We start from the raw sequence: 14,696 nt of genomic DNA, 5'->3' as shown, positions 1-14,696 counted from the left end.
ACGCCACGCGGCCAAGATCCGTACAAATTCACGGAAATAGTGGCCTCCCGCGCTGCGGAGACCACTGTTTCCGTGAATTGGTCGCCGCAGGGCGGGCGCCCGGCGGGGCGGGCGCGGCGGGGTGAGGGTCAGGGATGGGTGGTGGCTTCCTTGCGGACCTGCTCGGCGAGGTGGGCGGGCATCGGCTCGTAGCGGGCGAACTCGCGACGGAAGGTGCCGGTGCCGGCGGTCATCGAGCGCAGCTCGACCGCGTAGCGGAGCAGCTCGGTGGCGGGCACCTCGGCCCGGACCAGGGTGCGCCCCTCGGCGTCCGGGTCGGGCTCGGTGCCCAGCACCCGGCCGCGCCGCCCGGAGAGGTCGCCCATCACCGCGCCCACCGACGCGTCGGGCACCCGGATGGTCACCTCGTCCACCGGCTCCAGCAGCGCCGGCTGGCCCTTCTCGGCGGCGTCGCGCAGCGCCAGCGCGCCGGCGGTCTGGAACGCCGCGTCGGAGGAGTCGACGCTGTGCGCCTTGCCGTCGAAGAGGGTCACCCGCAGGTCCACCACCTGGCAGCCGGCGACCAGACCGCGTTCCATCTGGGCCCGGACGCCCTTCTCCACGGACGGGATGTAGTTGTGCGGGACCGCCCCGCCGACCACCTTGTCCACGAACTCGAATCCGGTCCCGCGCGGCAGCGGCGCCACCTCGATGTCGCAGACCGCGTACTGGCCGTGCCCGCCGGACTGCTTGACGTGCCGGCCGTGCCCCTTGGCGGCGGCGGTGAACGTCTCGCGCAGCGCCACCCGGACCGGCTCGGTCTCCAGCTCGACGCCGCCGGCGCGCAGCCGGTCCAGCACCACGTCGGCGTGCGCCTCGCCCATGCACCAGAGCACCAACTGGTGGGTCTCGGCGTTGCGGTCCAGCCGCAGCGTCGGGTCGCCGGCGACCAGCCGGGCCAGGTTGCGGGCCAGGGCGTCCTCGTCGGCCCGGCTTTTCGCCACGATCGCCACCGGCAGCAGCGGCTCCGGCATCTCCCACGGGGCGACGAGCAGCGGCTCGTCCTTGGCGGAGATGGTGTCACCGGTCTCCGCGCTGCCCGACTTGGTGATCGCGCAGATGTCGCCGGCCACCGCGGCGGCCACCTCGCGCAGCGTCGCGCCGAGCGGGCTGTAGATGTGGCCGACCCGCTCGTCGGCGTCGTGGTCGGGGTGGCCGCGCTCGGCCATGCCGTGTCCCGACACGTGGATCTGCTGGTCGGGGCGGAGCGTGCCGGAGAAGACCCGGACCAGGGAGACCCGGCCGACGTGCCGGTCCACGGTCGTCTTGACCACCTCGGCGACCAGCGGGCCGTCCGGCTCGCAGGCCAGCGGGGGCCGGGGCGAGCCGTCCACCCCGGTGACCGCCGGCAGTTCGTGCTCCAGCGGCGACGGGAACGCCGCCACCAGGCCGTCGAGCAGCGCGTCCAGGCCGACCCCGGTCTCCGCGCAGACCGGCACCACCGGGTAGAAGTGGCCGCGGGCGACCGCCTTCTCCAGGTCGGTGATGAGCACCTCGGTGTCGATCTCCTCGCCGCCGAGGTAGCGGTCCATCAGGGTCTCGTCCTCGCTCTCCGCGATGATCCCCTCGATGAGCTCGTTGCGGGACTCCTGGATCGCCGGCAGGTGCTCCGGGTCCGGTTCGCGGACGGTCGGCGGCAGCCCGTTCGAGTAGTCGAAGACGCGCCGGGTGATCAGCCCCATCAGGCCGGCGACGGACTCGCCGTCGTCGCCGAGCATCGGCAGGTAGAGCGGGAGCACGTTGTCGCCGAAGACCCGCTGGCAGAGCGCGACGGCCTCGTCGAAGTCGGCGCGCGGGTGGTCCAGTCGGGACACCGCCACGGCCCGCGGCATGTCCACCGCGGCGCACTCCTCCCAGAGCGCGGCCGTGGCCGCGTCCATGCCGTCGACGGCGGAGACCACGAACAGCGCCGCGTCGGCCGCGCGCAGGCCGGCGCGCAGCTCGCCGACGAAGTCGCCGTATCCGGGGGTGTCCAGGAGGTTGACCTTGACGTCGCGGTGCAGCAGCGGGGCGCAGGCCAGGGCGACGGAGCGCTGCTGGCGTACGGCGGCGGGATCGTGGTCGCAGACGGTGGTCCCGTCGGTGACGCTGCCGGCCCGGCCGATCGTGCCGCTGGCCGCGAGCAGCGCCTCGACCAGCGTGGTCTTGCCCGCACCGGAGTGCCCGACGAGCACCACGTTGCGAACCCTGTCGGGTTCGGTCACCACCGGCGCGCCGCCGGTGACCCCCTTCTCCTGATTTTTCTGCGCCATCGCGGCGCACCTCCCTCAGCCGGTGGTGGTGGCGACCGCCGCGCGCGACGGGGAAGCGGCCCGGGCGGGTGCCGCGGCGATATCCTCCGGTGGTCTCCTGGACGACGGGTACGCGGACCGGTGTTCCGGTGAACTGGCTCACCTCCCACGCTCGATCTCACACCCGTTACCGAGTCGACACAAGAGCGGCTGGCGGGTCGGTACGACCGGCTGTGTCCCCGGCCGCTGCCGGCCGTTATCGTGGGACCGCCATGGCGAAGATCTTCCAAGTAACGGCCCGCGCGGGCATGACCCGCGTCGTGGAGCCGGTCGCGCGCGGGCTGCTCCGCGCCGGCGTTTCCCCCAACGCGGTCACCGTGACCGGCACCCTCGGCGTGCTCGTCGGCGCGCTCGGCTTCGGCGCGCGTGGCGAGCTGGTCGCCGGCGCGCTGATCGTCACGGTCTTCGCGCTCACCGATCTGCTCGACGGGACGATGGCCCGGATGAGCGGCGGCGCCACGAAGTTCGGCGCCTTCCTCGACTCGAGCATGGACCGGATCGCCGACAGCGCCGTCTTCGGCGCAGTCGCGTACCTGCTGGCCACCCAGCACCACTACTCCGGGGTGGCCGCCGCGCTGCTCTGCCTGGCCGCCGGCGGGCTGGTCTCGTACGTCAAGGCCCGTGCCGAGGGGCTGGGCATGACCTGCAACGTGGGCATCGCGGAGCGTACCGAGCGGCTGCTGATCGTCGGCGTGGGCGGCCTGCTCACCGGCCTCGGTCTCGACCCCGCCCTGCCGATCGCGCTCTGGCTGCTCGCCGCCGTCTCGATCTTCACGGTCGGGCAGCGGATGGCCCACGTGTACAAGCAGGCGCAGCTGGTCGGCCAGGAGTGAATCTCACCGAGGCGGGCTACGTCGCCGGGTGGCGGCTGGTTCGCTCGCTGCCCCGGCCCGTGGTCGCCGCGGCCTTCCGGGCGGGCGCCGACCGCGCCCACCGGCGGGGCGGCGGGGGTACGGCCCGGCTGCGCGCCAACCTGCGCCGGGTGGTCGGCCCGGAGGTGTCCGAGGCGGAGCTGGACGACCTGGTGAAGCGCGGCCTGCGCTCCTACGCCCGGTACTGGTTGGAGGCATTCCGGCTGCCCGCGCTGAGCCGCCGGGAGATCCTCGCCGGGTTCCGCCTGGGCGGGGTGGAGAAGCTCGCCGCCGACGTGGAGTCCGGCCGGGGCGCGGTGGTCGCCCTGCCGCACGCCGGCAACTGGGACGCCGCTGGCGCCTGGGTGGCCGCCACCGGCTGGCCGATCACCACCGTCGCCGAACGGCTCAAGCCGGAGGGCGTCTACGAGCGGTTCCTCGCCTTCCGGCAGGGCCTGGGCATGGAGATCCTGCCCACCCACGGCGGCGACCGCCCCGCGTTCGACGTGCTGGTCGACCGGCTGCGGGCGGGCGCCGTGGTGCCGCTGCTGGCCGACCGGGACCTTTCCGCCCGGGGTGTCGAGGTGGAGTTCTTCGGCGGCCGCACCCGGATGCCGGCCGGCCCGGCCCTGCTGGCCATCCGAACCGGCGCCCCGCTCTACGTCGCCTCACTGTGGTACGAGCCGGACGCCGCCTGCGCCTCGCTCGAGGGCCCGCTGGAGCTGCCCGATCCGGAGAGCGGCCCGCTGGACGACCGGGTCCGGACGGTGACCCAGCGGATTGCCGACGGTCTGGCGGCGGGCATCGCCCGGCATCCGGAAGACTGGCACATGTTGCAGCGGATGTGGCTGGACCAGCGCGCGGCAGGCGGCGGCGGCACGGACGCCCCGGCACCGCCCGCCACCACCGGGACGATCTGAGGGAGAGGGCACTGACGTGCGGATCGGCATCGTGTGCCCGTACTCCTTCGACGTGCCGGGTGGCGTGCAGAACCACGTGATGGACCTGGCCGAGGCGCTGATCGGGCTGGGCCACGAGGTGAGCGTGCTGGCGCCGGCTGACGAGGACGCGCCGCTGCCGGCGTACGTGGTGTCGGCCGGGCGGGCGGTGCCGCTGCCGTACAACGGCTCGGTGGCCCGGATCGCCTTCGGCCCGGTCTCCACGGCCCGGGCGCGGCGCTGGATCACCCGGGGCGAGTTCGACGTGCTGCACGTGCACGAGCCGCTCACCCCCAGCCTGTCGATGCTGGCGGTGCTCTGCGCCCGCGGCCCGGTGGTGGCCACCTTCCACACCGCGATGACCCGCTCCCGGGTGCTCTCCGCCGCCCAGGGGGTGCTGCAGATCCTGCTGGAACGCATCACCGCCCGGATCGCGGTCAGCGCCCTGGCCCGCAAGGTGCAGGTCGAGCACATGGACGGCGGCGCGGTGGAGATCCCCAACGGGGTGGCGGTGGCGAAGTTCGCCGGCGTCGAGCCGCTGCCGGGCTGGCCGGGGGAGTGCGCGCCGGGCACCGGCGGGACGCTGGGTTTCCTCGGCCGGTTCACCGAGCCGCGCAAGGGCTTCCCGATCCTGCGGGACGCCTTCGTCGCGCTCGCCCCGGAGCGCCCCGGGCTGCGCCTGCTGGTCGCGGGCCCGGGCGACAGGGGGGACCTGTACGGGCAGTTCCCGGCCGAGCTGCGGGACCGGGTCACCTTCCTCGGCATGGTCTCCGAGGCGGACAAACCTCGCATGCTGCGCAGCCTGCACCTCTACGTCGCACCGAACACCGGCGGGGAATCCTTCGGGATGATCCTCACCGAGGCGCTCGCCGCCGGCACCACCGTGGTGGCCAGCGACCTGGACGCGTTCCGCCGGGTGCTGGACGGCGGGCGGGCGGGCCGGCTCTTCCCGACCGGGGACGCGGCGGCGCTGCGGACCGCCCTGCTCGAACTGCTCGACGACGCGGACCGGCGGGCGGCGCTGACCGCCTGCGGCGACCAGGTGGTGGCGAATTTCGACTGGCCCGTGGTTGCCCGCCGGGTTCTGGAGGTATACGCAGCGGCGATCGAGGCCACCGACGGTCGGGTCATGGACCAGGAGTGGGCGGGGCTGGGCTGACCTCCGTGACCGGTGGGGCCGGTGTGATGAGGGCGTCGGCCGGGGCCGCTCGGACCGGGCGGGAGGAGGAGCAGCACTACGATGCCGGGCATGTGGTGGGTGGTGGGCGGCGTCCTGGTCGTCGGGCTGGTCGCGGCGTACCTGATCTGGACGGCCGGCCGGGTCCAACGGCTGCAGACCCGGGCGGAGTCGGCGGCCCGGGCGCTCGACGCCCACCTGCTGCGCCGCGCGGCGGCCGCGGCGGTGCTGGCCGAGCGGCGGTACGGCGTGGAGCTGTACGCGGCGGCCCGGATCGCCCTCGACGCCGTCCCCGAGGAGCGGGAGGCGGCCGAGAACGACCTCACCCGGCAGTTGCGCGCGGTCGAGCTGGCCCCGGACGACGCCGCCTGCGAGGCGGTGATCGCGGCGAGCCGGCGGCTGGCCCTGGCCCGGCAGGTGCACACCGACCTGGTCCGGGACGCCCGGGCCGCCCGCGGCCGGCCGCTGGTACGCCTGTTCCGGATGGGGCGGGGCCGCGAGTGGCCCCGTTACTTCGACATCGACGACCCCACTCTGAGCGTTCCGGCGGACGTCCCCACCGGCTGACCCGGACCGTCCCGGGCTGGGGTGACCCCGGCCACAGAGCAGGCCACCGGGGGTCTGATTGGCTGTCGGACCGGCGTTGACGTCGTCGTAGCCTCGTTCGCAAGCCACCCCGAATACCGTCCAAGGAGCGATGACCCGTGTCCGAATCCACCTCCCCGAACACCAACGCCACCCCGGTCGTCGGCACCGCCCGCGTCAAGCGGGGCATGGCCGAGATGCTCAAGGGCGGCGTGATCATGGACGTGGTCACTCCCGAGCAGGCCAAGATCGCCGAGGACGCGGGCGCCGTCGCCGTCATGGCACTGGAGCGCGTGCCGGCCGACATCCGCGCGCAGGGCGGCGTGTCCCGGATGAGCGACCCGGACATGATCGACGGCATCATCAACGCCGTCTCGATCCCGGTGATGGCCAAGGCCCGGATCGGCCACTTCGTCGAGGCGCGGATCCTGCAGTCCCTCGGCGTCGACTACGTCGACGAGTCCGAGGTGCTGACCCCGGCCGACTACGCGAACCACATCGACAAGTGGGCCTTCACCGTCCCCTTCGTCTGCGGCGCGACCAACCTGGGCGAGGCGTTGCGCCGGATCACCGAGGGCGCCGCCATGATCCGCTCGAAGGGCGAGGCCGGCACCGGCGACGTCTCCAACGCCACCACCCACATGCGCAAGATCCGCCAGGAGATCCGCCGCCTCCAGTCGCTGCCGGCCGACGAGCTGTACGTCGCCGCCAAGGAGCTCCAGGCGCCGTACGAGCTGGTCAAGGAGGTTGCCGAGAGCGGCAAGCTGCCGGTCGTGCTGTTCACCGCGGGCGGCATCGCCACCCCGGCCGACGCGGCCATGATGATGCAGCTCGGCGCCGAGGGCGTCTTCGTCGGCTCGGGCATCTTCAAGTCGGGCAACCCGGCCCAGCGGGCCGCCGCGATCGTCAAGGCCACCACCTTCCACGACGACCCGGACGTGCTGGCCAAGGTCTCCCGCGGCCTGGGCGAGGCGATGGTCGGCATCAACGTCGACGACATCCCGCAGCCGCACCGGCTGGCCGAGCGCGGCTGGTGACGTACGCGATGAGCAACCGTCCCGTGATCGGGGTGCTCGCCCTCCAGGGTGACGTGCGCGAGCACGTCGCCGCCCTGGCCGGGGCGGGCGCCGACGTCCGCGCGGTCCGCCGGCCGGTGGAGCTGGACGCGGTCGACGGGCTGGTCGTCCCGGGCGGTGAGTCCACCACGATGAGCAAGCTCGTCGACATCTTCGAGATGCGCGAGCCGATCGACAAGCGGATCGCCGCCGGCATGCCGGTGTACGGCTCCTGCGCCGGCATGATCATGCTGGCCACCGAGGTGCTCGACGGCCGCCCGGACCAGCGCGGCTTCCAGGGCATCGAGATGACCGTGCGGCGCAACGCGTTCGGCCGGCAGGTCGACTCGTTCGAGGCGCCGGTGGAGATCGCCGGGGTAACGGGCGAGCCGTTCCACGCCGTCTTCATCCGGGCGCCCTGGGTGGAGCGGGTCGGCGCGGGCGTGGAGGTGCTCGGCCGGGTCACCGACGGGCCGGCCGCCGACCGGGTCGTCGCGGTCCGGCAGGGCAACCTGCTGGCCACCTCGTTCCACCCGGAGCTCACCGGCGACCTGCGGCTGCACCGCTACTTCGTGGATCTCGTGCGCGCCGCCTGAACCCCGTCCACCGGCCCCCGACCCGCCGGGTCGGGGGCCGTGCCACGCCCGCTGTGGTGCCGTGTGTGACACCGATGGGTGCGACCTCGGTAGGATTGCCGCGGTTCGGCAGGGCTCACCGCCCGCCGCCGCCCCCCATCCGACCGCACGTCGGTCCCGGTGTGGCGCGGGCGCGGACAGTCGACGCAGGCGTGAGTCAACAGACGGAGGTATGAGATGTCCGGCCACTCAAAGTGGGCGACCACCAAGCACAAGAAGGCCGTCATCGACGCCAAGCGCGGCAAGATGTTCGCCAAGCTGATCAAGAACGTCGAGGTGGCGGCCCGGACCGGCGGCGGCGACCCGGCCGGCAACCCGACCCTCTTCGACGCCATCCAGAAGGCGAAGAAGAACTCCGTCCCGAACGACAACATCGACCGCGCGGTCAAGCGGGGCTCCGGCCTGGAGGCCGGCGGCGCCGACTACCAGACGATCATGTACGAGGGCTACGGCCCGAACGGCGTCGCGCTGCTCATCGAGTGCCTCACCGACAACCGAAACCGCGCCGCCACCGAGGTGCGCACCGCGCTGACCCGCAACGGCGGCTCGTTCGCCGACGCCGGCTCGGTGTCGTACATGTTCTCGCGCAAGGGCGTGGTGATCGTCCCCAAGGCCGGCACCTCCGAGGACGACGTGATGATGGCGGTCCTCGACGCCGGCGCCGAGGAGGTCAACGACCTCGGTGAGGCGTTCGAGGTGGTCTCCGAGCCGACCGACCTGATCGCGGTGCGCACCGCCCTGCAGGACGCCGGCATCGAGTACGAGTCGGCCGAGTCCTCGCTCATCCCCAGCGTCAACGTGCCGCTGGACGAGGACGGCGCGCGCAAGATCTTCAAGCTGATCGACGTCCTCGAGGACTGCGACGACGTGCAGAACGTCTACGCGAACTTCGACGTCTCCGATGAGGTGATGGCCGCCGTCGGCTGACGACGGCGCCGAGGCGGAACAGCGGACGCCGGGTCGGTGCCCTCACCGGCCCGGCGATTCGTCGTGCCGGCTCGGCGGGTCAGCCGAAGCGCCGGGCGACCGCGTCGAAGGCCGCCTTGCGGCGTACCGAGCCGTCGGGCCGGACCGCGACCAGGCCGTAGCCGGCGGTGTCCAGGTCCAGTTCGGGTTCGGGCCGGTGCGGGTAGCTGAACGCGGCGTACGTGAAGACGAAGACGCCCTCGACGCCGGCGCCCGCGGCCAGGTCCAGCAGCCGGCCGACCTCCGCAGCCTGCGCCCGCTCGTCCCGGACCACGGGTTCGCGCAGCCGGGGCGGGTCCGCGGCGCGGTCCACCACCGTCCAGGCGAGCGCACCCCGCGACTCGGCGCCCGCGTACGTGGCGCAGCCCAGCTCGGTCAGCACCACGGGCCGGCCGGACCGCCGCCACCGCCCGATCGCCGCGGCCCAGTCCTCCGGCGACTGCCCGGCGCGGTAGTGGTCGACCCCGACGTAGTCGAACGGTCGCCAGTCGACGCTTTCGAAGCCGAGCGCCGCGTAGGTCACCGGGCCGTGGAACCGGGTCCGGGCGGTGGCGGCGGCGCGGCGCAGGTGGCGGCGGAGGGCGTACGGGAACGGGCCGTGCCGCAGCGTGCTGCACAACAGCCGGCGCGGGCTGGTCATGGTGGCCATCCGGTCGGCGGCGGTGGCCCCGGCGACGATGCCGCGCAGGAACAGGGTCGCCTCCCAGTCGGCGACCAGCACCACCTCCGCGCCCCGGGCACGCAGCCGCTCGGCGTCGCCGGCGCAGGCCGCAAGGTGCGCGCGGGCGGCGGCCGGCGTGGCGTTGGGCAGGCTGGGGGAGAGCCAGACCGCCATCCCCGCCTCGGCGGCGACCTCGGCGGCCAGCCGCAGCCGGTCGAGGTCGTGCCCGATCAGGCGTACCGCGGTGGCGTGCAGTTCGGTGGCGATCACCCGCAGGTCGGCGCGAACCTGGTCCGGGTCGAAGTCGGGACGGGAGGGCCGGCCGGGTAGCAGCTCGACACCGGTGTCGTAGACGACGCCCCGGATCCGCATGGCCACTCCTTATCGATACGCCGTATCGGTGCCGGTACACTGTACCGCCGTGAGCGTGGTCTGGGAACGCCCCGAGCCGGCCCGCCGGCACCGGCCCCCGCTGGACCGACCGGCGATCGTGGCCGCGGCCTGCGTCCTCGCCGACGACGGCGGCCTCGACGCGGTGACCCTGCGCGGCGTCGCCGCCCGGCTCGACGTCATGCCGATGCGCCTCTACCGCCACCTCGACTCCCGCGACGACCTGCTCGACCTGCTCGCCGACGCGACCTGCGGCGAGATCGAGCTGCCCGCCCCCGAGGCCGGCGACTGGCGGGACCGACTGCGCCTGCTCGCCGCCGCCACCGTGGCCGTCGCCCGCCGCCACCCCTGGTACGTGACGCTGCTCGGCAGCCGCCCGCCGTACGGGCCGCACGGGCTGGCGTACCAGGAATGGCTCTTCGCCGCGTTGGACGGGCCGGGCCGGTCGCCGACCACGCTGATGCACGCCGCGAACGTCTTCCTCGGCTATCTGGTCGGCGAGCTGCACCTGGAGCTGCTGCGGGTGCCGGCCGGGGGGACCGCCCACGTGCCGGCGCCCGAGCAGCTCGCCTATCTGGCCCGTGCGGTGGGGGACGGCCGGCACCCCACCCTGGCCCGGATCTTCAGCGCGGGGCGGCAGCTCGACGCCACCGAGGCGTTCGACGCCGGCCTGGAGATCGTGCTCGACGGCATCGCCGGGAAACTCGGGTGACCGACCGCCGGGCGTGGCCCTAGCCTGCCGGGATGCTCGTCCCCGATCTGCCGCTGCGCACCGACCGCCTGGTGCTGCGCGCCTTCACCGCCGACGACCTCGACGTCCTGTACGCCTACCGCTCCCGCCCGGACGTCACGCGCTACCTCTACCACGACCCCTACGACCGGGCCGCCGCAGTGGCGGCGATCGAGCGGATGCGGGTGCGCACCGCGCTGCGCGAGCAGGGGGACGCGCTGAACCTGGCGCTGGTGTTGCCGGAGACGGGGGAGGTGATCGGCGACGTGCTGCTGATCTGGACCAGCGCCGAGCATCGCCAGGGCGAGATCGGGTACGTGCTGCACCCGGACCACGCCGGCCACGGGTACGTCACCGAGGCGGCCCGGGAGATGCTGCGGCTCGGCTTCGACGGCCTCGGCCTGCACCGGATCGTGGGCCGCCTCGACGGCCGCAACACCGCCTCGGCCCGGGTGCTGGAACGGCTCGGCATGCGCCGCGAGGCGCACCTGCGGGAGAACGAGTTCGTGAAGGGCGAGTGGACCGACGAGCTGGTGTACGCCCTGCTGGCCCCGGAGTGGCGGGAGGAGACGGAGACCACCCCCGGCGCGGACGGTGGAGGCCGCCGGATCACCTCGGTAGGGTAGGTGCCGGTCGGTTCCGACCATCAAGATCCACACCGCCGGGGGGCGCCACGCATGGCTGATTCGTTCGCGCATCTGCACGTGCACACCGAGTACTCGATGCTCGACGGGGCGGCCCGGCTCAAGGACCTCCTCGCCGAGGCCGCGCGGCTCGGCATGCCGGCGGTGGCGATGACCGACCACGGCAACATGCACGGCGCGAACGACTTCTACAAGCAGGCGATGGCCGCCGGGATCACCCCGATCCTCGGCGTCGAGGCGTACGTGGCGCCGGAGTCGCGCTTCCACAAGCAGCGGGTCAAGTGGGGCCGCCCGGAGCAGAAGAGCGACGACGTCTCCGGTAACGGCGCGATCACCCACATGACCATGTGGGCGCAGAACAAGACGGGGCTGCACAACCTGTTCAAGCTCAACTCGCGCGCCTCCATGGAGGGCCACTACATCAAGTGGCCCCGGATGGACATGGAGCTGATCGCCGAGTACGCCGAGGGCATCATGGCCACCACCGGCTGCCCGTCCGGCGCGGTGCAGACCCGGCTGCGGCTCGGGCAGTTCGACGAGGCGCTCAAGGTCGCCGCCGCGTACCAGGACATCTTCGGCAAGGACAACTACTTCCTGGAGATCATGGACCACGGCCTCGACATCGAGCGCCGGGTCCGGGACGGGCTCACCGAGATCGGCCGGAAGCTCGGCATCCCGCCGGTGGTCACCAACGACTCGCACTACACACGCGAGGATCAGGCGGAGGCGCACGACGTGCTGCTCTGCGTGCAGACCGCCAGCAACATCGACGACCCCAACCGGTTCCGCCTCGAGGGCGGCGGCTACTACATCAAGTCGGCCGACCAGATGCGTGCGGTCAACAACTCGGAGCTCTGGCAGCAGGGCTGTCGCAACACCCTGCTGGTCGCCGAGAAGGTCGACCCCGCCGGGATGTTCGAGTTCCACAACCTGATGCCGCGTTTCCCGATCCCCGACGGAGAGACCGAGGAGTCCTGGTTCCGCAAGGAGACCTTCGCGGGGTTGAAGCGCCGCTTCCCCAACGGCATCCCGGAGGGGCACGTCGTCCAGGCCGAGTACGAGCTGGGCGTCATCATCCAGATGGGCTTCCCGTCGTACTTCCTCGTGGTCGCGGACTTCATCCAGTGGGCGAAGAGCCAGGGCATCGCCGTCGGTCCGGGCCGTGGCTCGGCCGCCGGCTCGCTGGTCGCGTACGCGCTGGGCATCACCGACCTGGACCCGATCCCGCACGGCCTGATCTTCGAGCGGTTCCTCAACCCCGAGCGGATCTCCATGCCGGATGTCGACATCGACTTCGACGAGCGCCGGCGCGGCGAGGTGATCCGGTACGTCACCGACAAGTGGGGCGAGGACAAGGTCGCGCAGATCGCGACCTTCGGCACCATCAAGGCGAAGGCCGCGATCAAGGACTCGGCCCGGGTGCTGGGTTTCCCGTACGCGGTGGGCGACCGGATCACCAAGGCGATGCCCCCGGCGGTGATGGGCAAGGACATCCCGCTGTCCGGCATCTTCGACCCGAAGCACCCGCGCTACGCCGAGGCGGGCGAGATCCGCGGCCTCTACGAGTCCGACCCGGACGTCAAGAAGGTCATCGAGACCGCGAAGGGCATCGAGGGGCTGATCCGGCAGACCGGCGTGCACGCGGCCGGCGTGATCATGTCCGCCGAGCCGATCATCGAGCACATCCCGCTGATGCGGCGCGACTCCGACGGCGTGATCATCACGCAGTTCGACTATCCGACCTGCGAGTCGCTCGGGCTGCTGAAGATGGACTTCCTCGGCCTGCGCAACCTGACGATCATCGACGACGCGGTCAAGAACATCCAGCTCAACCACCACAAGGAGCTGGACCTGCTGGCCCTGCCGCTGGACGACAAAGCCGCCTACGAGCTGCTCGCCCGCGGTGACACGCTGGGCGTGTTCCAGCTCGACGGCGGGCCGATGCGCTCACTGCTGCGGCTGATGAAGCCGGACAACTTCGAGGACATCTCCGCCGTGCTGGCCCTCTATCGGCCCGGCCCGATGGGCGTCGACTCGCACACCAACTACGCGCTGCGCAAGAACCAGCTCCAGGAGATCACCCCGATCCATCCGGAGCTGGAGGAGCCGCTGCGGGAGATCCTCGCGCCCACCTACGGCCTGATCGTCTACCAGGAGCAGGTGCAGCGCGCCGCGCAGATCCTCGCCGGCTACAGCCTCGGCCAGGCCGACCTGCTGCGCCGGGCGATGGGCAAGAAGAAGAAGGAGATCCTCGACAAGGAGTTCATCCCGTTCCGGGACGGCTGCCGCGAACGCGGCTACTCCGACGAGGCCATCCAGGCCGTCTGGGACGTCCTCGTCCCGTTCGCCGGCTACGCCTTCAACAAGGCGCACTCGGCCGCGTACGGCCTGGTCTCGTACTGGACGGCGTACCTCAAGGCGCACTACCCGGCCGAGTACATGGCGGCGCTGCTCACCTCCGTCGGCGACGACAAGGACAAGATGGCGCTCTATCTCTCCGAGTGCCGCCGGATGGGCATCCAGGTGCTGCCGCCCGACGTGAACACCTCGGCCGGGCCGTTCACCCCGGTCGGCCGGGACATCCGGTTCGGCCTGGCGGCGATCCGCAACGTCGGCGCAAACGTGGTCACCTCGATCATGCGGTGCCGGGAGGAGAAGGGCGCGTACGCCGACTTCTACGACTTCCTGTCCAAGGTGGACGCCGTGGTCTGCAACAAGAAGACCATCGAATCGCTGATCAAGGCCGGGGCGTTCGACTCGATGGGCCACCCGCGCAAGGGCCTGCTGGCGGTGCACGCCGACGCGATCGACGCGTACGCCGACGTCAAGCGCAAGGAGGCCGTCGGCCAGTACGACCTGTTCGGAGCCGGCTTCGGCGACGCCGACACCGGCGGCAGCACCACGGTGATGCCGACCATCGCCGAGGGGGAGTGGGACAAGCGCGACAAGCTCGCCTTCGAGCGCGAGATGCTCGGTCTGTACGTCTCCGACCACCCGCTCTTCGGCCTGGAGCACGTGCTCGGCGCGGCGGCCGACTGCACCATCACCGCGCTCTCCGAGGAGGGGACCGTGCCCGACGGCGCGGTGGTCACCCTGGCCGGCATTCTCTCCGGCGTGCAGCGCCGGGTCACCAAGCAGGGCCGGGCCTGGGCCTCGGCCACTCTGGAGGACCTGGCCGGCGGGGTCGAGACGCTCTTCTTCCCCAACACCTACGAGGTGATCGGCCAGTACATCGCCGAGGACGCGATCGTGGTGGTCAAGGGGCGGGTCGACCGGCGCGACGACATCCCGCGGATCATGGCGATGGACATGTCCATGCCGGACATCAGCAGCAACCCGGCCAACAAGCCGGTCACCCTGACCATCCCGGTGCACCGCTGCACCCCGCCGCTGGTGGAGAAGCTCAAGGAGACCCTGGTGCTGCACCCCGGCGACACCGAGGTGCACGTCAAGCTGCTCAACGGCGGCAAGGTCACCACGCTGCGCCTCGGCCCGTTCCGGGTGGCGGCCACCACCGCCCTGATGGGCGACCTGAAGAGCGTCCTCGGCCCGGCCAACGTCAGCTGACCGGTCGCGGCGCGCCGGATTCCACTCGATCCGCGAGGTGGTGGGGGGGGGGGGGGGGGGGGGGGGGGAGCCCCCCCGAGGGGGGGGGGGGGGGGGGGGGGGGGGGGTTTGGGGGGGGGGCGGTTCCGTCGTCGAACCCCCCCCCCCCCCCACCTCGCACCCCACCC

Annotated in this window: 12 protein-coding genes; 10 read left to right on the top strand and 2 right to left on the bottom strand. The window is 72.5% G+C overall.

The window, feature by feature from the left end; translation table 11 throughout:
• Window positions 1–128: 128 nt before the first annotated feature.
• Complete coding sequence (locus ACZ6S5_RS20325; RefSeq protein ID WP_466002575.1) at window positions 129–2,291, bottom strand: elongation factor G-like protein EF-G2; 2,163 nt, start codon at window positions 2,289–2,291, stop codon at window positions 129–131.
• A 251-nt stretch (window positions 2,292–2,542) separates the two neighbouring features.
• Here ACZ6S5_RS20325 and pgsA point away from each other — a divergent pair, with 251 nt between their 5' ends.
• The 7 genes from pgsA (at window position 2,543) to ACZ6S5_RS20290 (ending at window position 8,498) form a co-directional block, all read left to right on the top strand.
• Complete coding sequence (gene pgsA, locus ACZ6S5_RS20320) at window positions 2,543–3,163, top strand: phosphatidylinositol phosphate synthase (RefSeq protein WP_466002574.1); 621 nt, start codon at window positions 2,543–2,545, stop codon at window positions 3,161–3,163.
• Entirely contained in the window at window positions 3,160–4,101 is a 942-nt protein-coding gene (locus ACZ6S5_RS20315; protein ID WP_466002572.1) for a phosphatidylinositol mannoside acyltransferase, read from the top strand. The genes pgsA and ACZ6S5_RS20315 overlap by 4 nt, the downstream gene beginning before the upstream one ends.
• Window positions 4,102–4,117: 16 nt before the next feature.
• Window positions 4,118–5,278 carry a glycosyltransferase family 4 protein gene (locus ACZ6S5_RS20310; RefSeq protein WP_466002570.1) on the top strand — a complete coding sequence of 387 codons (1,161 nt, stop codon included), beginning with the start codon at window positions 4,118–4,120 and terminating at the stop codon, window positions 5,276–5,278.
• 90 nt (window positions 5,279–5,368) lie between these two features.
• On the top strand, window positions 5,369–5,863 hold the full coding sequence (locus tag ACZ6S5_RS20305) for a hypothetical protein (protein ID WP_466002568.1): 495 nt from the start codon (window positions 5,369–5,371) through the stop codon (window positions 5,861–5,863).
• A 137-nt stretch (window positions 5,864–6,000) separates the two neighbouring features.
• Window positions 6,001–6,918: a pyridoxal 5'-phosphate synthase lyase subunit PdxS gene (pdxS, locus tag ACZ6S5_RS20300; RefSeq protein WP_466002566.1), complete on the top strand. Its 918-nt coding sequence runs from the start codon at window positions 6,001–6,003 to the stop codon at window positions 6,916–6,918.
• A gap of 8 nt (window positions 6,919–6,926) precedes the next feature.
• Entirely contained in the window at window positions 6,927–7,532 is a 606-nt protein-coding gene (gene pdxT / locus ACZ6S5_RS20295; RefSeq protein WP_466002564.1) for a pyridoxal 5'-phosphate synthase glutaminase subunit PdxT, read from the top strand.
• Between the two features lie 216 nt (window positions 7,533–7,748).
• Window positions 7,749–8,498 carry a YebC/PmpR family DNA-binding transcriptional regulator gene (locus ACZ6S5_RS20290; protein WP_466002562.1) on the top strand — a complete coding sequence of 250 codons (750 nt, stop codon included), beginning with the start codon at window positions 7,749–7,751 and terminating at the stop codon, window positions 8,496–8,498.
• A 79-nt stretch (window positions 8,499–8,577) separates the two neighbouring features.
• Here the strand turns inward: ACZ6S5_RS20290 and ACZ6S5_RS20285 are convergent, their stop codons facing one another.
• A complete protein-coding gene (locus ACZ6S5_RS20285) occupies window positions 8,578–9,570 on the bottom strand; it encodes a hypothetical protein (protein WP_466002560.1) in 993 nt (330 codons plus the stop codon).
• 49 nt (window positions 9,571–9,619) lie between these two features.
• On the opposite strand from ACZ6S5_RS20285, the gene ACZ6S5_RS20280 reads away from it, so the two are divergent.
• The 3 genes from ACZ6S5_RS20280 to dnaE are packed head-to-tail and all read left to right on the top strand — an operon-like array spanning window position 9,620 to window position 14,529.
• Entirely contained in the window at window positions 9,620–10,300 is a 681-nt protein-coding gene (locus ACZ6S5_RS20280; RefSeq protein WP_466002558.1) for a TetR/AcrR family transcriptional regulator C-terminal domain-containing protein, read from the top strand.
• A gap of 32 nt (window positions 10,301–10,332) precedes the next feature.
• Window positions 10,333–10,944, top strand: coding sequence for a GNAT family N-acetyltransferase (locus tag ACZ6S5_RS20275; protein ID WP_466002556.1), 612 nt, complete (start codon window positions 10,333–10,335; stop codon window positions 10,942–10,944).
• 51 nt (window positions 10,945–10,995) lie between these two features.
• Window positions 10,996–14,529, top strand: coding sequence for a DNA polymerase III subunit alpha (dnaE, locus tag ACZ6S5_RS20270; protein WP_466002554.1), 3,534 nt, complete (start codon window positions 10,996–10,998; stop codon window positions 14,527–14,529).
• The last annotated feature ends 167 nt before the right edge of the window (window positions 14,530–14,696 follow it).

The sequence above is a fragment of the Micromonospora sp. NPDC051924 genome, assembly GCF_055586005.1.
This window is presented reverse-complemented; position numbering and strand designations above follow the sequence as displayed.

Excerpts from the sequence above, each read along its gene's own strand:
- ACZ6S5_RS20325 (WP_466002575.1), bottom strand. The coding sequence starts at position 2,291 with ATGGCGCAGAAAAATCAGGAGAAGGGGGTCACCGGCGGCGCGCCGGTG.
- pgsA (WP_466002574.1), top strand. The coding sequence starts at position 2,543 with ATGGCGAAGATCTTCCAAGTAACGGCCCGCGCGGGCATGACCCGCGTC.
- ACZ6S5_RS20305 (WP_466002568.1), top strand. The coding sequence starts at position 5,369 with ATGTGGTGGGTGGTGGGCGGCGTCCTGGTCGTCGGGCTGGTCGCGGCG.
- pdxT (WP_466002564.1), top strand. The coding sequence starts at position 6,927 with ATGAGCAACCGTCCCGTGATCGGGGTGCTCGCCCTCCAGGGTGACGTG.
- ACZ6S5_RS20290 (WP_466002562.1), top strand. The coding sequence starts at position 7,749 with ATGTCCGGCCACTCAAAGTGGGCGACCACCAAGCACAAGAAGGCCGTC.
- ACZ6S5_RS20285 (WP_466002560.1), bottom strand. The coding sequence starts at position 9,570 with ATGCGGATCCGGGGCGTCGTCTACGACACCGGTGTCGAGCTGCTACCC.
- ACZ6S5_RS20275 (WP_466002556.1), top strand. The coding sequence starts at position 10,333 with ATGCTCGTCCCCGATCTGCCGCTGCGCACCGACCGCCTGGTGCTGCGC.
- dnaE (WP_466002554.1), top strand. The coding sequence starts at position 10,996 with ATGGCTGATTCGTTCGCGCATCTGCACGTGCACACCGAGTACTCGATG.